Here is a 23,451-nt window from a genome sequence, read left to right as displayed (position 1 = left end):
GTGGTGTGCGAACCGGTCGGCTGGAATACTCGGCCTATGGATGCGCCGCGCAGACTGGTCCTGGTCCAGGGTGAGTCGGACCTCCCCGATCCGGCTGTCGCCGTGCGCAAACCCCCGCTGATTCGTGAAGCCTACGGACGAGTGCTGCGGGAGGTCAGACGCGATCAGGACCGAACTCTCGACGACGTGGCCGCAAAGGTCGGGATGTCGAAGCAGTACCTCTCAGAGATCGAACGGGGCAAGAAGGAACCGTCGTCGGAAATTCTGCGCGCCATCTGCGAAGCGCTCGGGATGCCGCTCGAGCACCTGCTGTTCCGAGCGGGCAACAGGATCGTTGCGCTCAACTCCCTCACCTTCGGACATTCTCCCGCACCGATCTCCGGTCCCGTCCTGATGGCAGCCTGATCAGTTCCCTTCGATGAGGGTGTCAGCCAGTCCGTAGGAGATAGCGTCGTCGGCAGTGAAGATCCTGTCTCGATCGGTGTCCTTGCGGAGCCGCTCGACGCTCTGACCGGTGTGCTTACTCAGAATCGCCTCGGTCTGCTCCCGGATTCTCAGGATCTCGGCTGCTTGAAGCGCGAGGTCCGAGATGGTGCCGCTACCTTGCGTCGACGGTTGATGCAGCAGCACCCGCGAATGGGCAAGAACATGCCGATGGCCCGGAGTACCTGCGGCCAGAAGCACTGCAGCAGCCGAAGCCGCTTGACCCATGCAGTACGTCGAAATCGTCGGTTTCAAGAACTGCATGGTGTCGTAGATCGCGAGCATCGCCGTGGTGGAACCGCCGGGAGAGTTGATGTACAAACCGATTTCGCGATCCGGGTTGTCGGCTTGCAGATGCAGCATCTGAGCCATCACGACGTTGGCGACGCCGTCGTCGATCTCTGTGCCGAGAAAGACGATGCGTTCGTTGAGCAGCCTGCTGAAGATGTCGAAAGATCGCTCACCCGTTGGTGTTCGCTCGATGACACTGGGAATCGTGTACTGGGACATGACGTCACAATCCGATCTTGGGGAAGGTGGCTTGCGGTGCGATCTCGGCGAAGGACGTCACGACGCGGTCGACGATTCCGTACTCACGCGCCTGCTCGGCGGTGAACCAGCGATCCCGATCGCTGTCGGTCTCGATCTCTTCGACGGTCCGGCCCGTTTCGGCGGCGAGGATTTCCTGCGATTGACGCTTCATCAGCTCGAGACTCTCGGCCTGGATCGCAATGTCCACCGCAGTGCCACCGATACCCGCCGAAGGTTGGTGCATCATGATGCGGCTGTGCGCCAGGCTGATTCGCTTGCCGTGGGTGCCGGAGCAGAGAAGCACCTGGCCCATGCTGGCGGCGAAGCCCATCGCGACCGTCACGACGTCGTTGGGGATGAGCTTCATCGTGTCGTAGATGGCCAGGCCGGCAAACACCGATCCGCCAGGTGAATTGATGTAAAGCACTATGTCGCGCTTGGGGTCGGTGGTGGCGAGGAGCACCAGTTCCGAACACACACGTTCGGCCATGGCGTCGTTGACCTCGCCAGTGAGCAGAATGGTTCGCTGTCGGAAGAGCCTGTCTGTCAACAGGTCACGGTAGCCGGTGTCGGTGGGCGCTTCAGTAGTCATGAATCCATTCCTACCGGCGCAGCGATGCCGGGGCCCCGCCTGTCTGCTGTGGGCAGACCACCCCTGTTTTTACCCGCCCCTTTTTTTGCCCGCCCCTTTTTTTGCCCGCCCCCCTTTTTGCCTGCCCCCCCTTTTTGAGCGAACGGCATGTTCAGTCCATCTAAGGCGCCGAAAGTACCGTTCGCTCGAAAAGGGGTGGGTACAAGAGCGGGCAAACCCGTCACCGACGGCGGCGGTAGCGGTACCGCGCACACCCGGCCATGATGGGAGAAGACAACCATTCCTCTCGTCAGGAGCGTGGCATGACTCGTCCGGTACGCATCGGTGTTCAACTCCAACCCCAGCACGCACCCGATTACGGGTTGATACGCGACGCCGTCTTGCGGTCCGAGGACGCCGGGGTGGACATCGTCTTCAACTGGGACCACTTCTACCCGTTGACCGGCGATCCCGACGGCGCCCACTTCGAATGCTGGACCATGCTCGGCGCCTGGGCCGAGCAGACCGAACGCGTCGAAATCGGCGCCCTGGTCACCGGTGGTGGCTACCGCAATCCGGATCTGCTCGCTGACATGGCGCGAACCGTCGACCACATCAGCGGTGGGCGCCTGATCCTCGGAATCGGTGCCGGCTGGTTCGAGAAGGACTACGACCAGTTCGGATACGACTTCGGCACTCCCGGTTCACGGCTGAAACTGCTGGGCGAATACCTCCCCCGCATCACAGGCCGCCTGGCGAAGGGCAACCCGCCGCCGACGCGCAACATCCCGGTCCTCATCGGGGGGGGCGGCGAAAAGAAGACTCTGCGCCTGGTCGCCGAGTACGCCGACGTCTGGCACAGCTTCGGTGACCGCGAGACACACCTGCGCAAGTCAGGCATCCTCTCCGACCATTGCGCCGACGTAGGCCGGAACCCGCTGGAAGTAGAGCACTCGGTTCCGTGGCCTGGGCTCGAGAATGCTGCTGACCTGGTCGCCGACGGTGTCTCGCTCTTCACCGTCGGCGTCAGCGGACCGGACTACGACCTCACGACGCTTGCCGAGGCCATCGGTTGGCGCGACGACAACACGCCGCCTGCGTTGAGCGGGCTGGCCTGAGCGGTACCAAGGACTGCGTCGTTGTCGGCGCCGAGAACGGGCGGCGCCGACGTCAGACGTGGCCTCTGGCCGGAGAAGTTGACCGGAAAGGCCACTTGCTTCAACGGTCCGAGCGTCGGATGGTCGACGGTTCCGACCATTCCGAGCGCGGCGGTGTGGGGATCGGAGTAGATCTCGTCGAGATGCCGGATCGGTGAGACCGGTACGGCGCGTTGGGCGAGAAGAGCGCACCAGTGTTCGACGGTTTGCGACGCGAAGGCGCTGGTGAGTTCTCGTTCCAGACTCTCGCGGTTCTCCACCCTGTCGCGGTTGTGGGCAAAACGCGGATCGGTGACCAGTTCACTCCTTCCGATGGCCTCGCACAGCGACGCCCACATCGCGTCGTTGCCGACAGCGATGACGAAGTACCCGTCGCTGGCAGGAAATGCTTGATACGGAGCAAGATTCGGATGACCGGAGCCCAACGCAGTCGGGCGCTCACCGGTGGCGAAGTAACTGGTCGCCCAGTTCACGTGCATTGCGAGTTGGCACTCGTACAGCGACGTGGTTACGTACTGTCCGCGCCCGGTCCGGCCTCGCTCGACCAATGCAGCCAGGACACCGACCAGTCCGAAAAGCGCTGCGCCCAAGTCTCCCAACGCAAACCCGGATTTCATCGGAGCACCACCCGGTTCACCGGTGAGCGACATGAGCCCACCCGCGGCCTGCGCGATCATGTCGTACCCCGGTTCGTCGCGCAGCGGTCCTTCTTCACCGAAGGCAGAGATGTGCAGGGTGATCAGATGCGGGTATCGCTCGGACAGCGCCTGGTAGTCGAAGATCTTCTGTAATCCGCTGCCCGGTTTGAAGTTCTCCACGACTACATCGGTCTCTTCGAGCATGCGGTGGATGATCTCCTGTCCTTCGGTGGACTTGAGGTCGATCGTGACCGACTTCTTACCGCGGTTGATCGCGAGGTAGTAGGCCGCATCTACCCCGACGAAGGGAGGTCCCCACGAACGCGTGGGGTCGCCGCCTTCAGGGTGTTCGATCTTGGTGACGTCGGCACCGAGATCGGCAAGCGACATGGTTGCGTACGGCCCGGCAAGGATCTTCGACAGATCTAGAACACGGACGCCGGCGAGGGGTGTGGGACCTGTTGGCGAGTTCACCGATGACCACCTGCTACAGAGAGGAACTCGGCTACGACGTCACGTGCATCATCCAGCTCGACGTCACCGCCGTCGGTGATCACGTCGAGATTGCCGAGCGCAGCCGACGGCACCTTCCCGGCAAGACCGGCCAGGTAGGAATTCGCCACCAGCAGTGACCGGTACCCATTACCGTGTCGGATGCCGTGATCCGCAAGATCGAAAAGCAGGGTCGCCATGACGGTACGAGCGAGCTCGTCGGCATACTTTGCGCTGGCGGCCTGGGCGGCATCGTCAGATCCGGAGATCAGACGATCTCCTTCCTCTACCAGTTCCTCCCAGCGCCGCAACAGAACTCCGGCCCCGGCTTCGCAATCCGGTCCGACGGTGGACAAGATGTCCGTCATCGCTTCCGCGACCGTGCGGTGCGAGTTGAACTTGCGTAGGCACCGAAGTACGTCCAGCGCAATGACATTGCTCGAGCCCTCCCAGATCGAGCCCAAGTGGGCATCCCGCACTAGTCGCGCGTTGGCCCATTCCTCGATGTAGCCGTTTCCTCCGCGCACCTCCATGGCCTCGCCGGTGACCACCCGCGCGCGTTTGCAGACAAAGTGTTTGGCGATCGGTGTCAGTACCCTGATCAGTGCGCGCGCCTGTTCGTCGCCGCCGTCTGCTGCCTGAAGACACTGTGCGCTGTACGCGACCAGGGCCAGCGAAGCCTCGGCATCGAGTGCAAGGGGAAGAAGCGTCGCCCGCATCAGCGGCTGGTCGAAGAGCTTCTTACCGAACACGACTCGGCTCTTCGAATGCTCGACGGCTTCGCGGACTGCTCGGCGCATGAGAGCGCTCGAACGCATCGCATTGGAGAGGCGAGACGTGTTGACCATCTCCGCCATCTGGCGGAACCCTCGATCGAGTTCACCGACCTGGAGTGCGTGCGCGCGGTTCAGCGTCACCTCGCCGCTCGGCATGGAACGCGTACCCAGCTTGTCCTTGAGACGATCGATCGTGAGGTTGTTGCGCTCGCCGGATCCCACGGTCTTGGGCACCATGAACATTCCAACTCCACGCGTCGAACCATCCTGTCCGCCCGGGAATCTCGCGAGGGTGATGATCACATCGGCATCCGGGTTGGAGGCGAACCACTTCTTGCCCGTCAGAACCCATCCGTCACCGTCGCGCTCGGCGCGTGTTTCGGTGCAGGCGATGTCGGTGCCTGCCTGAATCTCGGTCATGAACATCGCACCCGTCTTCGCCTGCTCGGGGTCCGTCGACGTCAACGCGTCGATCCAGGGCGAGAACACGGCCGGATCACCGAACATACGCAGGGTCCGCGCGGCAGCATCTGTCATCGACACCGGGCAGGCCAGCCCGAACTCTGCCTGCACGAAGATGTACGACGCGAGGTACTTCGCGAGTGGCGGATGCACGGAGTCCCATCCGTGCAACCCTTTTCGGTGCGACATCGCGGACAGGCCGTACTCGTTGTACGCCGCCCGGCACAGTTCCAGGTAGGCCGGGTGATAGGAAATCCGGTCGACGCGGTCACCGGCCTTGTCGAATTGCTGCAGCACCGGCGGGTTCTTGTCTGCGATGTCGGCAAGCTCGGACAAGCGGCCGGCGGCATCTCGGCCCAGTCGGTCGAGCAATCCGTTCAACGTCTCTCGGTCCGCCCCGGCGGTCCATCTGTCCACTACCGCTGTCAGAGCGGGGTCGGTGTGTGCAAAGTTCATCAGTGGTCAACGCCTTTCAGGGTGGAAACATCGGTCATGTTCGAGGAACTCGTCGAATCCGGCCCTTGCGCGTGCAGAGCACTCCTGCGCAACAAAGCAGTCATACAGACAAGGGACAGAACGACATACACGAGCCCAAGAGCGACGACCGGCCAGATCGAGTTGGTTCGCGTCAGCAGATACTGGCTGACCATCGGGGCCGTTCCGGCAAATACGGCGGTCGACAATTGGTACGACAGAGAGATGCCGGTATACCGAACATTGGTGGGGAAAACCTGCGCCAGAATGCCGGCCAACGCGGCGTAATACATTGCGTGAGGCGCCGTCGCGAGGACCATACCCAGAATCGCCAAGGGCACGGAGCCCGTCTGAACCAGCACGAACATCAGTGGTAGCAGCACGATCTCCGGAAGCAGCATCCAGCGGACCGCTTTCGACGGATCGATCCGCGTGGCCAGCACAGCGCCGAAAGGCTGTACGAGCGCCTGGGCTACCAGTGCCACGGTGATCACGAGGAGGAAGTCACTGCGCTCGAAGCCGAGATCCGTTGTCGCCCAAGAGAGCGCAAAGGTTGTCTTGACGTACGTGATGGCAACACCGGCAACCACAGCGCCGACGCCGAGAGCAAGTTCGACGGGATGCGAACGCAACACTTCGACCAGCGGCATCCGTGTACGTTCTTGTGCCGCAACAGCCTTCTTCATCTCGGGTGTCTCGGAGATGTGCAGTCGGATGTAGAGAGCGACGATCACCAAAGCTGCGGATCCGAGGAACGGCAGACGCCAACCCCACGACTCGAACACGGAATCCGACATCAACGTCAGGCCGAGGAAGGCCAGCGTCGCGAGCAGGTTGCCGACCGGTGAACCCTGCTGCGCAAACGCACCGTAGAGCACCTTTTTCTTCGGGGGAGCGAACTCGGTGGCGATCAATACGGCGCCACCCCATTCGCCGCCCATGGCAATGCCCTGGAGAACACGCAGTGCCACAAGCAGTATCGGCGCCCAGATCCCGATCTGGGAGTACGTAGGGAGGAGGCCGACACCGACGGTTCCCAACCCCATGAGCGCGAGGGTGATGATCACGGCGTTCTTGCGACCGAACTTGTCTCCGAAATGACCGAACACCACTCCGCCGACCGGTCGAGCCACGAATCCCACGGCAAAAGTCGCGAAGGCTGCGAGTGTTCCCACCGCCGGCGACGCATCCGGGAAGAACAGCGGGCCGAGCACCAAGGCGGATGCGGTTCCGTAGATGTAGAAGTCGAACCATTCGATGGTCGTTCCGACAAACGCCGTGATTCCGGCCTTGCGTGCCTGTTTGGTGTTGTATTCAGGCGGATTGATGTCTTGACCTGGGTGTTGATCCACGGTTCTCCCTGATTCTCGCGTCGGGCATCACCAAGGGATGCAATGTGAGGCGTGAATCACTATCGTCCGAAATCCATGTAGAGTCCAAGACTTAGTTCGACTCATTTATGTGGAAGAACCACATAATGAAACCCGGGAGGAGCGACATGGAATTGCGTCAGCTGCGCGCGTTTCTCGCAGTCGCCGACGAACTTCATTTCGGCCGGGCCGCCGAGCGACTCCACATCGGGCAGTCCCCGCTCAGCCAGACCATTCGGGCGCTCGAGCGCGAACTCGGCACCGACCTGTTTATCCGGACCACCAGATCAGTGCAATTGACCGCAGCCGGCGAAGCCTTGGTCACGCCCGCACGAATCATCGAAGCGCAGATCGCCGTCGTACGAGATATCGCATCAGCGGCGTCGACCGGGGAAACAGGCCGTGTCACGGTGGGTTTCGGCGGAACGGGCGGCTACACGGTGCTGTCGGCCCTCACACGATCGCTGGCCGACTCCCATCCGGGAATCGAACTGGACCTACGGCCGCAGATGTACTCGGGTGAGGTGCTCGACGCTCTCCGACGCGGAACACTCGACATGGGCATAGTCGGCCTGCCCATTCCGCGCGGATTCGAGACTCACACTGTGCGCGAGGAAACCTTGATGGTCGCGGTCCCCGCCAGGCATCACCTCAGTACCAGGGACTCGGTGTCACCGGAAGACCTGGCAACCGAGCGATTCGTGATGTATCCCGCCGAGCACGGCTCGGTGGTGCGCGATGCGACGTTGTCCGTCTGCGCCACAGCAGGTTTCACGCCCACCGTCGCGCACGAAGCCCCCGATCCGTACAGCCTGTTGGCCATGGTCGGAGCGGGGGTCGGGATCGCCGTCGTCGTGGAGTCGACGGCGCATCTGTCCATGGACGGGGTCGTGTACCTGCCGATCGCCGGGGCCACGCCCACGCTGAAAATCGCGATGGCATGGCGACCCAACAATCCGACGCCGGCAGTACACACCGTCACCAGGGTACTGAGGGAGCAGCCTTAGGCTCTCGCGATAATTCCCGCGAAATCTGTTCCCACAGGCAGAGTTCCGTACTCGTGACCACGGTCGGCGCCGAGGCGAGCGGCAATGAACGCATCGGACGAAGCGGCCGGGGAGTGGCGCACCATGAGCGAAGCCTGCAGCGCCAACGCCATTGCCTCGACGACGGTCCGAGCGCGGAACTGGGCGTCGGCGGGTGCCATCGTGGCGAGCTCACCGAGTTGGCGTCGTACCCGATCGAGGTGATGATCGAGGACCGGGTTGTTGCCGCGAGCGAGGTTGACCTCGTGGTCGAAGGCGGCAACGGAGTCGGGTTCACGGGTCATAGCGCGCAGGACATCGAGCGCGATGACGTTGCCCGACCCCTCCCACACGGCCATGACGGGCTGCTCACGGTAGCGACGGGCAAGCGGGAAGTCCTCGGTGTAGCCGTTGCCGCCCAGGCACTCGAGTGCCTCGTAGGAGTGGTGCGGGCCGCGCTTGCAGATCCAGTACTTCGCAACAGCCGTCGCTAGTCGGCGGAACGCCTTTTCCTGCTCGTCCGCGTCCTCGTCCTGCGCGCGAGCCAATCGTAGTGCGGTGATGGTGGCGGCTTCGGATTCGAGAGCCAGATCTGCAAGCACCGAGGTCATCGCCGGCTGATCTGCCAGGACGGCACCGAAAGCGCTGCGGTGCCGTGCATGCCACACCGCTTCGGCGACCGACTGACGCATACCTGCCGTGCTGCCGAGGATGCAGTCGAGTCGCGTCTGGGACACCATTTCGATGATGGTCCGCACGCCACGACCCGGTTCGCCGATCATGGTGCCGACGGTGCCGTCGAGTTCGATCTCGGACGACGCATTGGACTTGTTCCCCAGCTTGTTCTTCAGACGTTGGATGCGGAAGACGTTGCGCGTGCCGTCGGGCAGGATGCGGGGGAGAAGGAAGCAGGAAAGCCCCTCACCGGCAGCACCTTCGGCCTGAGCAAGAACCAGGAACGCGTCGGACATCGGCGCGGAGCAGAACCACTTGTGTCCGGTGAGCAGGTAGTCCGCACCCGGACCGCCACGTCCGGCCGGCTTGGCGATGGTCGTGTTGGCTCGCACGTCGGAGCCGCCCTGCTTTTCCGTCATCGACATTCCGAATATCGCGGATGCCTTTCCGGGAGCATCCAACTCGGGGGTGTAACTCCGAGAAAGGGCTCGCGGCGTCCAGAGAGCGGCCACGTCCGGTTGCAGCTCGAGCGAGGGGATCACGGCGTGCGTCATGGAGATTGGGCACGCGTGGCCCGGTTCGACCTGAGAGAACAGCATGAATGCCGCGGCCCGAGCCACGTTGGCACCCGGCTTGGGGTCAGCCCAGGCAGAGGTGTGCGCACCGTGCGCTACGGCAGCAGAGATGATCCGGTGATACGACGGATGGTATTCGACCTCGTCGATGCGGTTTCCCCAGCGATCGAAGGTCTTCAATTCGGGGATCACCGTGTTGGCCAGCTCGGCGTCGTGCTGGAACCCGGCACTGCCGACCAGTTCACCGATGTCGGTGAGTTCACTTGTGGCCCAATCCGCGTCGTGGCGCGCGACCCCTTCGGCCAGGACCGTATCGAGCAGGAACTCGTTGACGTCCGTGCGCGGTACCGACTGGTTGAGGACTGCATGGGTGCGATGCGGAGCCGGGTGGGTGACGGTCTTCTCGGAAATATCAGTCATGACAGGCCTTTCAGCTCGCTGCGCGGATGAGGTGCTTCTGGATCTTGCCGGTCGGTGTACGCGGAAGAATGGTCGCGAACACGACTTCACGCGGAATCTTGTAGCGCGCCAACTTGTCCGAGAGGTAGTCCTTGATGTCGTCGGCGCTGATGACATCCGGTTCACGCCAGACGACGTGTGCGACGACGGTCTCGCCCCATTCTTCGTTGGGTTTTCCGACAACGGCGACGTCGACGACGTCCGGGTGGCCGGAGATCACGTCCTCGACCTCCTTGGAGTAGACGTTCTCACCGCCCGTGATGATCATGTCCTTCGCGCGGTCGACGATGAAGAGGTAACCGTCCGCATCCTTGCGCGCCAGATCGCCGGTGCGATACCAACCTCCGTCGGCAAAAGCAGCCTTCGTGGCAGCGGGGTCGTCGAGGTACCCCTGCATGACGGTGTCGGCGCGCAGCCAGATCTCACCGATCTGATCGGGCTCCGCGTCGGTGCCGTCATCGGCAACCAGGCGCAGGTCGACGCCGGCCAGCGCGACGCGGCCGATCGAGCCCGCCTTGCTCAACTGCTCCTCGGGGTACAGCACAGTGCCCACCGGCCCGGTCTCGGTCATGCCGTAGACCTGCCGGAATTCGGTGGTGCCGTACGACTCCACCAGTCGCCGAGCGACATCCGCGCCGATCGGTCCGCCGCCGTACAACCACGCACGAACGCTTCCGAGGTTGTAGTCGGCAAAGTTCGACACGAGGTTGAGTGCAGTGGTGTAGATGACCGGCGGGCCGAAGCAGAGGGTAATACGTTGTTCCTGAACAGTTTCCAGGAATTTGACGGGATGGTACTCGCGCAGCAGCACGACGGTTCCGCCCATGTAGAGCGTGGACATGAACCAGTTGTTGAGCGGGGAAGCGTGCCAGATCGGGACGGCCATGAGCAGGCGCTCGTCCCGAGTCGTCGACACGGCGAGGGCCGCGGTGACGGCAACACCGACGACGTTGCGGTGGCTGTGGACGCAGCCCTTGGGCGAGCCGGTGGTCCCCGAGGTGTAGAGGATTTCAGCCGGATCGTTCTCGTCGATGTCGATACCGTCAACGCCCTCCTGGCGGGTGATGGCGTCGTCGAAGAAGTCGAAACCGTCTGCGACAGAGTCCGTGCTGATCAGCTTGGCCGTTGTCTCCAGTCGACCGACAACCGGCGCCAACTCACCGTCGAAGACGCACACCGACACCTTCGCGTGTCCCAGCACGTAGGCAACTTCCGGAGTCTGCATCTTGTGGTTGATGGGGACCACGACGGCGCCCAAGCGCCAGGCACCGAGCATCGCGTACACGAATCCCGGAGTGTTGTAACACATCAGCGCGACGCGGTCGCCCGGCTGCACGCCCAGCGACTGCAAATAGCCTGCGGCGCGTCGACTTCCGTCCTGAACCTGGGAGTACGTGTGATCGTGACCGTCGAATATCAGGAAGGGTTTGTCCGGGGTCTTGGTGACGTTGCTGTCGAATACGCGAACGATGTTCATCGAAGTCCTTGTCGGAGAATCACGCTCGAAGAGAGTTCATTCCATCGAGCTGTTGAGTACGGCGTCGGGTATCTGGAGAGTGGCGAAGATGACGGCGACCGCCTCCTCGAGGGAGTAACCGAAGCTCTCGCCGGTGGCAGTTTTCTGAATGACGAGGCCGAAGATCGCAGACCAGAAGGCCTTGGATTCGACGTCGATGCCCGCGCGCAGCTGCCAGCCGGTGCGGATCAAGGTACGGAGGAGGGCTGTTTCACCCGAGGAATGCAGAGTGCGAAGCGTCTCGGAGATCAGATCGCGGAGTTCACCACGGCGACCCGTCATCATCATCGCTTCCACGAACAGTTCGACGCTGGGAGCGCCCGAGCCGAGGAGTGATCCGACCAGCTTCTCGGTGTAGTCGCCCACGGTGTCGGCGTCGGCGGCATCGACCTCGGCACGCTTGCCTGCGCGCAGAACGGCTGCACACGCCACCTCGACGAAGAGCTTCTCTTTTGAGCCGTAGTAGTAGGTCACCTGGTTTGGATGGGCGCCGGCGGCGGTGCAGATCTGCGCGATGGACACGCTGTCGCCATGTTCGAGGAAGAGCTCGGTTGCAGCGTTGAACAGTGCCATGCGCGTCTGCTTGCCCGACTCACGCGTCGCGCGCGCTGCGGGAACTGACTCGGTGACCATCACGAACTCCTACTTGTTTGTATGACAAACAATAACTCGGCGTTGTTTGTATGGCAAACAATTTCTCCCGACGTGATGACATGTCGACTCCTATCGACATGTCCGATGTGCGGGATTACTCTCTGAACATCGAGCACCCGAGAACTTCGGCTTTTCTGCGAGGAGGCGCCCTGCAATGCTCGCGCGATCCGGCTTCTCCCTGCCCACCCGCACGACTCTCACGGGCGACTGGGCAGATTTGTTGCGTGAGCATTTTGTCGCGCTCGACGTATCCGATATCGAAGACGGCGATGGATTCAGCGGGGCCGTGCACTCGGCCCAACTCGCACACGTTCGGGTGTCCGCAGTTCAATCGATGGAACAACGAATAGTCCGTAGCAGCAGCCTGATCAAGAGTGACGGTGCGGACTATCTGCAAATTGGCATGATCCGCCGCGGTAGCGCGGTAGTGCGGCAAGACGCCCGCGAATGCGTCCTGCGACGTGGCGACTACGTCCTGTACGACACCACGCGCCCCTTCGATTGGCAGATCGAGGGACACGCACACGACGGCATCTGGGGACTCGAGGTGTTCACCTGGCCACGGTCATACCTGTCCCTCAGCGACGCGGAGGTCACGAGCTTGACAGCCATTGCCTTCGACGGACACGCGGGCCTGAGTGGCCTGCTGGGTCGCTTTCTTCACGATCTTGCCTCCGTCCGCATGACGTCCGACGCGAGCGGAGACGAGGAGGAAGTCGTCAACGAGATCGGCAGCCTGGTCAAGTCGGTTCTTCACGCAACCGCGCGTCCGATCGTCTCCCGGCGAACTGGCCTGTACGAATCCGCTCTGTCGGCCATAGACGCCCGCCTCGCTGACCCGGCCCTGTCTCCGGTGGACATCGCGGGATCAGTCAAAGTCTCCATTCGCCAGTTGCACCGAGCCTTCGCCGAACACGGCACAACGGTGTCGCGTTCGATTCGCAGCCGTCGACTCGACGGTTGCCGTCGTGAGATCGTGCAACGCCACGGCATAGAGCGGTCGCTGACCCAGATTTCTCACCGCTGGGGATTCACCGACCTGGCCGCCTTCAGTCGCGCATTCAAGGCGGAGTTCGGGATCAGCCCGCGGCAATACCGGTCGCAAGCAGTGGCCCCCACAAGTACTGCTCGCTGATCTGTAACATCCTCGGACACTTACCCATTCAACATGATGTTCAAAACGTTCTGTCGCCGACGCCTATCCACAATTCTCGGCGCGGTAGGCCAAGTATCGGGCGCTGACGGCCAAGTTTGCTCGGCCTCGCGGGCGTAGATTTTCGGCACGGCGTTGCCAAGTGCCAGGCACCCGATCCGACCACCTACATCACAGGGAGCACTCATGGAATCTGCAATCGGTGAACATCTTCAATGCCCGCGCACGCTGACCAGGCGCGTTCCGGATACCTATTCGCCACCATTTCCCATGTGGGTCGGGCGTGCGGACGACACATTGCACCAGGTCGCGATGGGCTATCTCGGCGTGCAGTTCCGCGGCGAGGATCAGCGCTCGGCAGCACTGCAGTCCATGCGGGATATTGTCGCCGGCTTCGACTTGCCGGACGGACCGGCACATCACGATCTGACCCACCACATCGACAACCAGGGCTACGAGAATCTGATCGTGGTCGGGTACTGGAAAGATGTTTCTTCCCAACATCGTTGGAGCGCATCAGCTCCGGTGGCCTCCTGGTGGGAGTCCGAGGACCGCTTGTCCGACGGATTGGGGTTCTTCCGGGAGATCGTGGCACCGAGAGCCGAACAATTCGAGACGCTCTACGCGTTCCAGGACGATCTCCCCGGAGTGGGAGCCGTCATGGACGGTGTCAGCGGCGAGATCAACGAGCATGGCTACTGGGGTTCGATGCGCGAGCGCTTTCCGATCTCTCAGACCGACTGGATGCAGGCCTCGGGCGAACTACGGGTCGTCGCCGGTGACCCCGCCGCAGGTGGGCGGGTAGTAGTGCGGGGACACGACAACATCGCACTGATCAGATCCGGGCAGGACTGGGCCGACGCGGAAGCAGACGAGCGCAGCCTCTACCTCGACGAAATCCTGCCCACTCTTCAATCGGGCATGGACTTCCTCCGCGACAACGGCCCGGCCGTCGGGTGCTACAGCAACCGTTTCGTACGCAATATCGACATCGACGGAAACTTCCTCGACCTGAGCTACAACATCGGTCACTGGGCCTCACTCGACCAACTCGAGCGGTGGTCGGAATCCCACCCGACCCATCTGCGGATCTTCACGACGTTCTTCCGGGTCGCCGAGGGCCTGTCGAAATTACGTCTCTACCATGAGGTCTCGGTATTCGATGCCGCCGATCAGCTGTACGAGTACATCAACTGCCATCCCGGGACCGGGATGCTGCGCGACGCGGTGACCACCGCCGCGCACTGACCGAAGCCGCCGGAAATCTTCGGCGACGTTCTTTCCCTCGGAGGCAACTCGAGATATGTTGACGAGTGTCGACATATCTCAGTAGAGGCCATCGAGGAAGCGCGGACAGCACACAGTGACTACTCAACGAAACGAAGAGTTGGCCTTTGCTGTGCTGGCCGACCAGGTGCGCCGACAGATTCTCGACACTCTGGCTACCCACGGCGAATGCAACGCAGGCTTCATCAGCGATCAAATTTCGACGGTCGGTCGCACCACGGTATCCACACATCTCAAGGCGCTGCGGCTGTCCGGAGTTATCGTCGAACGCCGTCAAGGACGTCATCGCTTGTTTTCGATCGATCCGTCTGGGCCCGCCAACGATGCACTCCAGTTCCTGCGCGACGTCCTCGGGCGAGCACTGGAAGCAGGTTCGAATACCTCCGAGTTGCCGACCACGGCGACTGAGGATTCCGACGCGGCTTCGGTGCGTCGCCGGGCTTGAGGCCCTGTTTGAGCCCCAGCATCTATTTCAGGCAGGAAGTAGAACGTGCCAGGTCTCTCCGTAACGGCACAGATCGTGACGACGGACCCACCAGGGTCAGCCTTCGAGCGCTTCGAAACGGGGCAACTGCTCGAACTCGAATGTGAGCAACTGACGGTCGGGGCCGCCGTCGCCATCTCCCTTCCCGTCGGCGACGGCTCACGCGCAGATGTAGCCGGAATGCCGATCACTCTGTTGGGGTACGTCGCCGGCGTGAAGCGGGGCCGCTCGGTCGTGATCGTGCACCACCAACCGTGGCGCGGCCGTCTGACGATCCGGTTCTTTCCCGACGGCACCGGCACCCGACTCGTTCTCGAGTCCAGCCTCGATCAGGACGGCATTTCCTGGCTTGCCAACAAGCGCGGATTTGCTCCACCCGAACCTCCGCGCTCCGACCGACATCGGATCGGACTGCTGGTCAGCAAATCCGGCTCGGCGGCTGTATTCGCCCAGGCCACAGAAACACTCGCTGCCCTGGCGGTCGAAGAGATCAATGCCGACGGCGGTGTCGGCGGCGTTCTCGTCGACTTGGTGATCGGCGATGACGCTTCCGACTCGGCGGCCGGAGCGGCGACCGCACTGCGATTGGTGAAAAGCGGATGTCGCGCCATTTTTGCGTGCGTGACGTCGTCGACCTTCAATGCCGCTGCATCTGCGTTGCAAAACACCGGTGTGTTGTTGGTGCACACAGTTCTCAACGAAGGAGGTCGATCGCGTCCGGGGATCCTTCGATTGGGTGAGCGGCCACTCGACCAGACGCGAGCGGGCATACCCGCAATGATGTCCGAGACCGGTTCTCGCACTTGGTTCCTGGTCGGTCAGCAGTATTCGTGGTCGTTCGGAGCACATTGGGCGGCTCGGCGTGTGATCGCCGAATCCACAGGTTCGGTGGCCGGCGAAGTCTACGTACCGTTGGGAACAACCGACTTCTCACGGATCATCGAGTCGATAATCGACTCCGGGGCCGAACTGATTCTTTCCACCCTGGTGGGCCATGACGAGGTCTTCTTCGAACGGCAATGCGCCCAGCACGGACTGCGGGCCACCACGCGGACGTTTGCGCTGGTCCTCGACGAGGCCACTCAGCAGCTCATCGGCAATTCCGATGCCGACGGAGTCTGGGCGGCATTCGGCTACTTTCAATCCGCAGCCGGCGAGCACGACCTCGAAAAGCGATACAGCGCAAGCTCGAACGAACTCCTGCCTCCGCTCAGCTCTCTGTCGGAGACAACGTACGAAGCGATCGTCGCTTACGCACGCGCAGTCGAACGAACGTCGGCAAGCGATCCGGAAACAGTACTTCGGCAGCTTGTCACAACGTCGAAAAGCTCGACGGACACCGGCGTTCCACTGCATCGGCCGATTCTGATCGCTGAATCACGCCATGGGCGTCTGTACCCCCGCTCTCTCTGAGCGCGCGTAACCCGAACTTAACGAGTCAATATGTCGATACCTATTGACGCAATTACTGATCCGGCCCTAGTCTGAAAGACAAGTGAAGCCGATCACATCAGGAGCACACTTCTCATGGCGACAATCCGACCTGACGACAATGCAATAGACACCGCTGCAAGGCATTACGGCATCACTCTCGACCAATCAGCCCGGCTCGAGTGGCCGGCATTGATCGACGGAGCACTGGGCTCCTACGACGTCGTCGACCAGTTGTACGCCGACGAGGCAACCCCGCCGACCACGTCACGCGAGCATGTGGTGCCAACTGCGAACGAAAACCCCTTGAGCGCTTGGTATGTGACCACAAGCATCCCGCCGACGTCGGACGGCGTCCTGACCGGCCGACGCGTGGCGATCAAGGACAACGTGACCGTGGCCGGAGTTCCGATGATGAACGGATCTCGGACGGTAGAGGGATTCACTCCGTCTCGCGACGCAACTGTGGTCACTCGACTACTGGCGGCCGGTGCAACCGTCGCAGGCAAAGCTGTGTGTGAGGACCTGTGTTTCTCCGGTTCGAGCTTCACACCGGCAAGCGGACCGGTCCGCAATCCATGGGACTCACAGCGTGAAGCAGGTGGATCATCCGGTGGCAGTGCAGCTCTCGTTGCAAACGGTGACGTCGATTTTGCCATCGGCGGGGATCAAGGCGGATCGATCCGGATACCGGCGGCATTCTGCGGCGTCGTCGGACACAAGCCGACGTTCGGGCTCGTCCCGTATACCGGTGCATTTCCCATCGAGCGGACAATCGACCATCTCGGCCCGATCACACGCACGGTCCACGATGCCGCACTGATGCTCTCGGTCATCGCCGGTCGCGACGGTAACGACCCACGCCAAGCCGACAGCGTCGAAGCAGGTGACTATCTGTCCACTCTCGACTCCGATGTGGATGGTCTGCGAATCGGGATCGTTCGAGAAGGTTTCGGGCACGCGGTCTCACAGCCCGAGGTCGACGACGCAGTCCGCGCAGCGGCACACAGTCTGACCGAAATCGGTTGCACGGTAGAGGAAGTAAACATCCCGTGGCACCTGCATGCTTTCCACATCTGGAACGTGATCGCCACGGACGGTGGTGCCTACCAGATGTTGGACGGCAACGGATACGGCATGAACGCCGAAGGTTTGTACGATCCGGAACTGATGGCATACTTTGCTTCTCGACGCATTCAGCACGCCGACGCTCTGTCCGAAACCGTCAAACTAGTGGCCCTGACCGGCCACCACGGCATCACCACCCTCGGCGGCGCGAGCTACGGCAAAGCCCGGAACCTCGTACCGCTCGCCCGCGCCGCCTACGACACTGCCTTGAGACAATTCGACGTCCTGGTGATGCCCACACTGCCCTACGTCGCATCCGAATTGCCGGCGAAGGACGTGGATCGTGCAACCTTCATCACGAAGGCTCTCGGGATGATCGCCAACACGGCACCATTCGACGTGACCGGACATCCGTCCCTGTCCGTTCCGGCCGGCCTGGTAAACGGGCTTCCGGTCGGAATGATGATCACCGGCAAGACCTTCGACGATGCGACGGTCCTCCGAGTCGGGCGCGCATTCGAAAAGCTTCGCGGCGCGTTTCCGACGCCTGCCGACCACATCTCCGACTCTGCACCACAACTCAGCCTCACCTAGTCCTGTATCCGCACTTGCACAAAAAATTCCACCGATTCACACATGATCAGCCCGCATAGAAAAGGTGAACCAGATGTCAGTAACGATCGACCACACAACGGAGAACGCCGCACCGGCCCAGGCGCCGGTCTCCGATCGCGCGTGGGCCCTGTTCCGCGCACTCGACGGTAAGGGATTGGTACCCGACGGTTACGTCGAGGGATGGAAGAAGACCTTCGAGGAGGACTTCAGTCCAAGGCGCGGAGCGGAATTGGTCGCGCGGGCTTGGACCGACCCCGATTTCCGGCAACTGCTTCTCACCGACGGTACCGCCGCGGTTGCCCAGTACGGATATCTGGGCCCCCAGGGCGAATACATCGTGGCAGTCGAAGACACCCCGACCCTCAAGAACGTGATCGTGTGCTCGCTGTGTTCATGCACCGCGTGGCCCATCCTCGGTCTGCCGCCGACCTGGTACAAGAGTTTCGAATACCGTGCACGCGTGGTCCGCGAGCCACGGAAGGTTCTCTCCGAGATGGGAACCGAGATCGCGTCGGACGTCGAGATCCGCGTCTACGACACCACCGCCGAAACTCGGTACATGGTCCTACCGCAACGTCCCGCAGGCACCGAAGGCTGGAGCCAGGAACAACTGCAGGAAGTCGTCACCAAGGACTGCCTGATCGGCGTCGCAGTCCCGCAGGTCCCCACCGTCTGACCACCCCGACAAGAAAGAAGCACACCATGGATGGAGTACACGATCTTGCCGGAGTTCAAGGCTTCGGCAAAGTCCCGCATACCGTCAACGCCGACATCGGCCCCACCTTCCACGCCGAGTGGGAGCACCTGCCGTACAGCCTGATGTTCGCCGGTGTCGCCGAACTCGGGGCCTTCAGCGTCGACGAAGTTCGATACGTCGTCGAGCGGATGGAGCCCCGCCACTACATGATGACCCCGTACTACGAGCGGTACGTCATCGGCGTCGCGGCACTGATGGTCGAAAAGGGAATCCTGACGCAGGAAGAGCTCGAAAGCCTTGCAGGAGGACCGTTCCCACTCTCACGGCCAAGCGAATCCGAAGGCCGACCGGCTCGCATCGACACAACCACCTTCGAGGTCGGTCAGCGAGTACGTGTGCGAGACGAATACGTTCCCGGGCATATTCGAATGCCTGCTTACTGCCGAGGACGGGTGGGGACTATCGCTCACCGGACCACAGAGAAGTGGCCGTTCCCCGACGCAATCGGTCACGGCCGCAACGACGCCGGCGAAGAACCCACCTACCACGTGACGTTCGCTGCGGAGGAATTGTTCGGCAGCGACACCGACGGCGGAAGCGTCGTTGTCGACCTCTTCGAGGGTTACCTCGAGCCTGCGGCCTGATCTTCCAGCATTCCAGGCGGCGGTCACGCGATCGCAGCGGTTCGCGTGACCGCCGCCTGATCACAACGATTCACTCATTCGGAAGGACACTGGAAATCATGGTCGACACACGACTTCCGGTCACGGTGCTTTCAGGTTTCCTGGGCGCCGGGAAGACGACGCTACTCAACGAGATCCTGCGCAATCGGGAGGGCCGCCGGGTTGCGGTGATCGTCAACGACATGAGCGAAATCAACATCGACAGTGCAGAAGTCGAGCGTGAGATCTCGCTCAGTCGCTCCGAGGAGAAACTGGTCGAGATGACCAATGGCTGCATCTGCTGCACTCTGCGAGAGGATCTTCTTTCCGAGATAAGCGCCTTGGCCGCCGATGGCCGATTCGACTACCTTCTCATCGAATCTTCGGGCATCTCCGAACCGCTGCCCGTCGCGGAGACGTTCACCTTCATCGATACCGACGGCCATGCCCTGGCCGACGTCGCCCGACTCGACACCATGGTCACAGTCGTCGACGGCAACAGTTTTCTGCGCGACTACACGGCTGGGGGTCGCGTCGAAGCCGATGCCCCGGAAGATGAACGAGACATCGCGGATCTGCTTGTCGATCAGATCGAATTTGCCGATGTCATCCTGGTGAGCAAGGCCGATCTCGTCTCGCAACAGCACCTGGTCGAATTGACCGCGGTCCTACGATCTTTGAACGCAACTGCTGCGATAGTTCCGATGACTCTCGGCCGTATCCCACTCGACACGATTCTCGATACCGGCTTGTTCTCGCTCGAGAAAGCTGCTCAGGCCCCTGGATGGCTACAAGAACTCCAAGGTGAACACACCCCCGAAACCGAGGAGTACGGAATCGGTTCGGTGGTGTACCGCGAGCGCGCGCCCTTCCACCCACAACGCCTGCATGATTTCCTGAGCAGCGAGTGGACCAACGGAAAGTTACTTCGGGCCAAGGGCTACTACTGGAATGCCGGTCGGTTCACCGAGATCGGGAGTATTTCTCAGGCCGGTCATCTCATTCGCCACGGATACGTCGGCCGTTGGTGGAAGTTTCTACCCCGTGACGAGTGGCCGGCCGACGACTACCGTCGCGACGGAATCCTCGACAAGTGGGAAGAACCTGTCGGTGACTGCCGACAAGAACTCGTCTTCATCGGCCAATCCATCGACCCGTCTCGACTGCACCGAGAATTCGACGCGTGTCTACTCACCACAGCCGAGATCGAACTCGGGCCAGACGTGTGGACCACCTGGAGCGACCCCCTGGGCGTCGGCTATACCGACCAGACCGTTTGATATTGGTCCGATTTGCCGTAAGTTGTGCGCAATGGGGCTATCACGCAACCGAACTCGGGCGTTGTTGATCGTCGCGGCAATCGCAGCCGGGACCGCTGCCGCGGCGACGCCGGCGGAGGCCACCTGGACAACCGCGCCGATGTGCGGCGACTGGCAGGTCGAGACCGTAGCCCAAGGGTTGGAACAGCTCGAAAACCTCGAGACCGATGACAACGGCGGGTTCTACCTCTCCGGCGAGTCGAAGATCTATCACGTCGACGCCGAAGGACAGGTACGAACCGTCCTCGACGGCATGGCTGCTCCTGGCGGTTTGCAGCTCGACGGTTCGAGGCTGTCCTTCCTCACCAGACAGGACGGCAAGCTGTGGCAACTGGACACCACGACGGATCAGCTGTCCGCGCCCGCCGACTTCGCGGGCAACGGCTTGCTCCGCCTACCTGACGGCGATCTTCTGACGACGTGGGTCGGAACGGAGGGCGGCCCGTCGAAGGGCGTGTCGCGCTATCAACATGACTCCCGAACCGTCGTACCCAATTGGGCCGCAGTGCCACGTTCGGAGGGGCTCGCGCTCAGTCCGGATCATCGAGCCGTGTACACCGATGATCTGTTCACAGGTCAGATCATTCGAGTCCCTGTGGATACCCCTGATGCGTGGGCCGTTGTCGCAACCGTCCCGAGCCCGGTACCCGGTCTCGACGATCTGACCGTGTCGCGGGATGGGATGCTCTACGTCGCTGCTCACCTCGAGGGCGCGATCTATCGTGTAGATCCCGAGACCGGGCAGTCCTGCGTCGTCGCTTCGGGTCTGTCGGGTGGGTGGACCGGGCCGAGTTCAGTGCGTATCGGCCGGGACGGCGACGGCTGGGCGCTCTACGTCACCGGCTTCGACGGGACACTGCGCCGCCTGGTACCTCCGGCGGGCGTCGAACTCGCACTGGTTCGGTAACTCCGTTCTCTTCGAGACGGGATTCTCCGACCTGGCGATACTTAAAATCACGCTGATTTGAAGGCATGCCCGCAGCGCAGCGGCCGCTTGTCCGAAAACTGTCAACAGTTCTACACGGAGAAATGGCTACCCTTAGGTTTACGCTGCTCGCATGTTTTCTTCCGTCGCAGCGAAGATCCGCCTGGTGGTGGCACTGCTCCTCACTGCCCTCCTGGCGCTGACTCTGTCATCGTGCTCGAGTGGCTCGGATTCGTCGGCAGCCCCCACAGACCTGTGTGCACCTCCAGGAGTGGGAGCCGCAACCGCGGCGCCCACCAATCTGGATGCGGCAGCGGGTGCGGGCGCCGAAGACCGGTACACCACGGCCACCGTCACCCCGGTCGATCGGATCGACACCTCGAAGCTGAACTTGATCAAACCCGGGGTCATCACAGTCGGCACGCTCGGTGACGCGCCCCCGAGCATCTGCGTCAATTCCGAGAATCAGTACACCGGATACGACAACGAGCTGCTGAAGGCCGTCGCGGACAAGCTGGGCCTGAAGGTCGAGTTCGTCGGCACCGAGTTCGCCGGGCTTCTCGCCCAGGTTGCCGGTCGACGCTTCGACGTCGGCTCGTCGTCCATCACCACCACAGACGACCGTCGCAACACCGTCGGCTTCACCAACGGCTACGACTTCGGATACTTCTCCCTCGTCGTGCCTAACGGCAGCCCGATCACCGGCTTCGGAGACCTGGACGCATCCAAGCGCATCGGCGTCGTGCAGGGAACCGTGCAGGACGACTACGTCGTGAACACTCTCAAGCTCGATCCCGTGAAGTTTCCCGACTACGCCACGGCGTACGCGAACCTCAAGTCCGGACAGATCGACGCCTGGGTAGCTCCGTCTCAGCAGGCCGAAGGCGCAATCGCTCCCGGTGACCCGACCTCGATCATCCAGAACACCTTCTCGGTCAACAACTTCGTCGGCTGGGCGGTGAACAAGGAGAACCAGCCGCTGATCGACGCCCTCAACTCGGGCCTCGACGCAGTCATCGACGACGGAACCTGGTCTCAGCTGTACGCCGACTGGGTACCGCGCCAACTCCCTGAAGGCTGGAAGCCCGGATCCAAGGCCGCGGCCACTCCGGAACTGCCCGACTTCGCAGCCATTGCGGCAGAAAACGCAGCAAACGGTGACGGTGGCGATACCGCGTCGTACCAACCGAAGTCGACGCTCGAACAGCTCAAGGACACGTTCTTCGACTGGGATCTGTACAAGAAGGCATTCCCCGATCTCCTCAAGACCGGTCTTCCCAACACCCTGATCCTTGCGCTCGCGTCTGGCATCATCGGCACGGTCCTCGGCATGCTGCTCGCTGTCGCCGGTATCTCGCGCACCCGTTGGCTGCGCTGGCCGGCCCGCGTCTACACCGATATCTTCCGTGGCCTGCCCGCCGTCGTCATCATCTTGATCATCGGGCTCGGAGTCGGACCGATCGTCAAGGGAATCACTGGCAGCAATCCGTACTGGCTGGGCGTCGCGGCGCTGTCACTGCTCGCGTCGGCGTACATCGGTGAGATCTTCAGATCCGGTATCCAGAGCGTCGAGTCCGGGCAGCTCGAGGCTTCACGCGCCCTCGGCTTCAGCTACCGCAAGTCCATGTCGCTGGTCGTCATCCCGCAGGGTGTACGACGCGTTCTGCCGGCGTTGATGAACCAGTTCATCTCGCTGATCAAGGACTCGTCGCTGATCTACTTCCTCGGTCTCCTCGTCACCCAGCGGGAACTCTTTGCCGTCGGACGTGATCTCAACGCCCAGACCGGCAGCCTGTCCCCGCTCGTTGCGGCAGGCTTGTTCTACCTTGCTCTGACCATCCCGCTGACGCACCTCGTCAACTACATCGACAACCGGCTCCGGACCGGACGCGCCGACACCTCAGGCACGTTGGATCCGCTCGAGCAGGCCATCGTCGTGGAAAGGGGCTGAG

At 62.1% G+C, this 23,451-nt stretch carries 21 protein-coding genes; 13 read left to right on the top strand and 8 right to left on the bottom strand.

The features are described from left to right. Positions 1-36: 36 nt before the first annotated feature. Positions 37-405: a helix-turn-helix domain-containing protein gene (locus B0E55_RS07755; protein WP_031332119.1), complete on the top strand. Its 369-nt coding sequence runs from the start codon at positions 37-39 to the stop codon at positions 403-405. Here B0E55_RS07755 and B0E55_RS07750 read toward each other — a convergent pair whose 3' ends face one another. Beyond that, complete coding sequence (locus tag B0E55_RS07750; protein ID WP_003945993.1) at positions 406-993, bottom strand: ATP-dependent Clp protease proteolytic subunit; 588 nt, start codon at positions 991-993, stop codon at positions 406-408. Positions 994-997: 4 nt separating this feature from the next. Continuing rightward, positions 998-1,606 carry a ClpP family protease gene (locus B0E55_RS07745; protein WP_020909763.1) on the bottom strand — a complete coding sequence of 203 codons (609 nt, stop codon included), beginning with the start codon at positions 1,604-1,606 and terminating at the stop codon, positions 998-1,000. A gap of 302 nt (positions 1,607-1,908) precedes the next feature. Here B0E55_RS07745 and B0E55_RS07740 point away from each other — a divergent pair, with 302 nt between their 5' ends. Then, positions 1,909-2,703, top strand: a complete 795-nt coding sequence (locus tag B0E55_RS07740) for an LLM class F420-dependent oxidoreductase (protein ID WP_080909443.1) — start codon at positions 1,909-1,911, stop codon at positions 2,701-2,703. Here B0E55_RS07740 and B0E55_RS07735 read toward each other — a convergent pair. From B0E55_RS07735 to B0E55_RS07725, 3 genes are read right to left on the bottom strand one after another with little or no spacing between them, the layout of a single operon-like run. Then, positions 2,625-3,854 carry a CaiB/BaiF CoA transferase family protein gene (locus B0E55_RS07735; protein WP_080909412.1) on the bottom strand — a complete coding sequence of 410 codons (1,230 nt, stop codon included), beginning with the start codon at positions 3,852-3,854 and terminating at the stop codon, positions 2,625-2,627. The genes B0E55_RS07740 and B0E55_RS07735 overlap by 79 nt on opposite strands. After that, complete coding sequence (locus B0E55_RS07730) at positions 3,851-5,566, bottom strand: acyl-CoA dehydrogenase family protein (protein ID WP_080909411.1); 1,716 nt, start codon at positions 5,564-5,566, stop codon at positions 3,851-3,853. Before B0E55_RS07730 ends, B0E55_RS07735 begins: the two co-directional genes overlap by 4 nt. Beyond that, positions 5,566-6,936 (bottom strand): MFS transporter, encoded by a 1,371-nt coding sequence (locus tag B0E55_RS07725; protein WP_080909410.1) that lies wholly within the window; start codon positions 6,934-6,936, stop codon positions 5,566-5,568. The genes B0E55_RS07730 and B0E55_RS07725 overlap by 1 nt, the downstream gene beginning before the upstream one ends. A 146-nt stretch (positions 6,937-7,082) precedes the next feature. Between B0E55_RS07725 and B0E55_RS07720 the strand changes: the two genes are divergently transcribed. Then, the gene (locus tag B0E55_RS07720; RefSeq protein ID WP_080909442.1) at positions 7,083-7,961 is read left to right on the top strand and encodes a LysR family transcriptional regulator; all 879 of its coding nucleotides are present in this window, start codon (positions 7,083-7,085) and stop codon (positions 7,959-7,961) included. Here the strand turns inward: B0E55_RS07720 and B0E55_RS07715 are convergent. Genes B0E55_RS07715 through B0E55_RS07705 form a run of 3 tightly spaced genes read right to left on the bottom strand, consistent with a single transcriptional unit; the run spans position 7,958 to position 11,837 of the window. After that, a complete protein-coding gene (locus tag B0E55_RS07715; RefSeq protein WP_080909409.1) occupies positions 7,958-9,649 on the bottom strand; it encodes an acyl-CoA dehydrogenase family protein in 1,692 nt (563 codons plus the stop codon). The two genes, B0E55_RS07720 and B0E55_RS07715, sit on opposite strands and share 4 nt — an antisense overlap. A gap of 10 nt (positions 9,650-9,659) precedes the next feature. Further along, positions 9,660-11,165: a class I adenylate-forming enzyme family protein gene (locus B0E55_RS07710; protein WP_080909408.1), complete on the bottom strand. Its 1,506-nt coding sequence runs from the start codon at positions 11,163-11,165 to the stop codon at positions 9,660-9,662. A 36-nt stretch (positions 11,166-11,201) separates the two neighbouring features. Beyond that, positions 11,202-11,837 carry a TetR/AcrR family transcriptional regulator C-terminal domain-containing protein gene (locus B0E55_RS07705; protein ID WP_007735239.1) on the bottom strand — a complete coding sequence of 212 codons (636 nt, stop codon included), beginning with the start codon at positions 11,835-11,837 and terminating at the stop codon, positions 11,202-11,204. A 175-nt stretch (positions 11,838-12,012) separates the two neighbouring features. Here B0E55_RS07705 and B0E55_RS07700 point away from each other — a divergent pair, with 175 nt between their 5' ends. From B0E55_RS07700 to B0E55_RS07655, 10 genes are all read left to right on the top strand, one after another. Continuing rightward, positions 12,013-12,993: a helix-turn-helix domain-containing protein gene (locus tag B0E55_RS07700; RefSeq protein WP_080909407.1), complete on the top strand. Its 981-nt coding sequence runs from the start codon at positions 12,013-12,015 to the stop codon at positions 12,991-12,993. Between the two features lie 204 nt (positions 12,994-13,197). Then, a complete protein-coding gene (gene oxdA, locus B0E55_RS07695) occupies positions 13,198-14,259 on the top strand; it encodes an aliphatic aldoxime dehydratase (protein WP_080909406.1) in 1,062 nt (353 codons plus the stop codon). 115 nt (positions 14,260-14,374) lie between these two features. After that, positions 14,375-14,743, top strand: a complete 369-nt coding sequence (locus tag B0E55_RS07690) for an ArsR/SmtB family transcription factor (protein WP_019746129.1) — start codon at positions 14,375-14,377, stop codon at positions 14,741-14,743. 45 nt (positions 14,744-14,788) lie between these two features. Next, complete coding sequence (locus B0E55_RS07685) at positions 14,789-16,195, top strand: substrate-binding protein (RefSeq protein ID WP_080909405.1); 1,407 nt, start codon at positions 14,789-14,791, stop codon at positions 16,193-16,195. A 114-nt stretch (positions 16,196-16,309) separates the two neighbouring features. Continuing rightward, entirely contained in the window at positions 16,310-17,875 is a 1,566-nt protein-coding gene (locus B0E55_RS07680) for an amidase (RefSeq protein ID WP_080909404.1), read from the top strand. Between the two features lie 73 nt (positions 17,876-17,948). Further along, positions 17,949-18,572: a nitrile hydratase subunit alpha gene (nthA, locus tag B0E55_RS07675; protein WP_080909441.1), complete on the top strand. Its 624-nt coding sequence runs from the start codon at positions 17,949-17,951 to the stop codon at positions 18,570-18,572. A gap of 26 nt (positions 18,573-18,598) precedes the next feature. Continuing rightward, positions 18,599-19,237: a nitrile hydratase subunit beta gene (gene nthB, locus B0E55_RS07670; RefSeq protein ID WP_019746133.1), complete on the top strand. Its 639-nt coding sequence runs from the start codon at positions 18,599-18,601 to the stop codon at positions 19,235-19,237. Positions 19,238-19,335: 98 nt separating this feature from the next. Next, on the top strand, positions 19,336-20,535 hold the full coding sequence (zigA, locus tag B0E55_RS07665; protein WP_080909403.1) for a zinc metallochaperone GTPase ZigA: 1,200 nt from the start codon (positions 19,336-19,338) through the stop codon (positions 20,533-20,535). Positions 20,536-20,566: 31 nt separating this feature from the next. Further along, entirely contained in the window at positions 20,567-21,481 is a 915-nt protein-coding gene (locus tag B0E55_RS07660; RefSeq protein ID WP_080909402.1) for an SMP-30/gluconolactonase/LRE family protein, read from the top strand. A 151-nt stretch (positions 21,482-21,632) separates the two neighbouring features. Continuing rightward, positions 21,633-23,450 carry an ABC transporter substrate-binding protein/permease gene (locus B0E55_RS07655; protein WP_021346139.1) on the top strand — a complete coding sequence of 606 codons (1,818 nt, stop codon included), beginning with the start codon at positions 21,633-21,635 and terminating at the stop codon, positions 23,448-23,450. Position 23,451: the final 1 nt, after the last annotated feature.

Origin of the sequence: Rhodococcus sp. 66b (genome assembly GCF_002076325.1) — a bacterium.
In the GTDB taxonomy this organism is placed as follows: domain Bacteria; phylum Actinomycetota; class Actinomycetes; order Mycobacteriales; family Mycobacteriaceae; genus Rhodococcus_F; species Rhodococcus_F erythropolis.
Note: the sequence above shows the minus strand (reverse complement) of the source record. Positions and strands in the feature narration are given on the sequence as shown.

Bases quoted from the DNA above. Each gene is read 5' to 3' on its own strand.
- B0E55_RS07755 (WP_031332119.1), top strand. From the start codon at position 37: ATGGATGCGCCGCGCAGACTGGTCCTGGTCCAGGGTGAGTCGGACCTC.
- B0E55_RS07750 (WP_003945993.1), bottom strand. From the start codon at position 993: ATGTCCCAGTACACGATTCCCAGTGTCATCGAGCGAACACCAACGGGT.
- B0E55_RS07745 (WP_020909763.1), bottom strand. From the start codon at position 1,606: ATGACTACTGAAGCGCCCACCGACACCGGCTACCGTGACCTGTTGACA.
- B0E55_RS07740 (WP_080909443.1), top strand. From the start codon at position 1,909: ATGACTCGTCCGGTACGCATCGGTGTTCAACTCCAACCCCAGCACGCA.
- B0E55_RS07730 (WP_080909411.1), bottom strand. From the start codon at position 5,566: ATGAACTTTGCACACACCGACCCCGCTCTGACAGCGGTAGTGGACAGA.
- B0E55_RS07720 (WP_080909442.1), top strand. From the start codon at position 7,083: ATGGAATTGCGTCAGCTGCGCGCGTTTCTCGCAGTCGCCGACGAACTT.
- B0E55_RS07715 (WP_080909409.1), bottom strand. From the start codon at position 9,649: ATGACTGATATTTCCGAGAAGACCGTCACCCACCCGGCTCCGCATCGC.
- B0E55_RS07710 (WP_080909408.1), bottom strand. From the start codon at position 11,165: ATGAACATCGTTCGCGTATTCGACAGCAACGTCACCAAGACCCCGGAC.
- B0E55_RS07705 (WP_007735239.1), bottom strand. From the start codon at position 11,837: ATGGTCACCGAGTCAGTTCCCGCAGCGCGCGCGACGCGTGAGTCGGGC.
- B0E55_RS07700 (WP_080909407.1), top strand. From the start codon at position 12,013: ATGCTCGCGCGATCCGGCTTCTCCCTGCCCACCCGCACGACTCTCACG.
- oxdA (WP_080909406.1), top strand. From the start codon at position 13,198: ATGGAATCTGCAATCGGTGAACATCTTCAATGCCCGCGCACGCTGACC.
- B0E55_RS07680 (WP_080909404.1), top strand. From the start codon at position 16,310: ATGGCGACAATCCGACCTGACGACAATGCAATAGACACCGCTGCAAGG.
- nthA (WP_080909441.1), top strand. From the start codon at position 17,949: ATGTCAGTAACGATCGACCACACAACGGAGAACGCCGCACCGGCCCAG.
- nthB (WP_019746133.1), top strand. From the start codon at position 18,599: ATGGATGGAGTACACGATCTTGCCGGAGTTCAAGGCTTCGGCAAAGTC.
- zigA (WP_080909403.1), top strand. From the start codon at position 19,336: ATGGTCGACACACGACTTCCGGTCACGGTGCTTTCAGGTTTCCTGGGC.
- B0E55_RS07660 (WP_080909402.1), top strand. From the start codon at position 20,567: ATGGGGCTATCACGCAACCGAACTCGGGCGTTGTTGATCGTCGCGGCA.
- B0E55_RS07655 (WP_021346139.1), top strand. From the start codon at position 21,633: ATGTTTTCTTCCGTCGCAGCGAAGATCCGCCTGGTGGTGGCACTGCTC.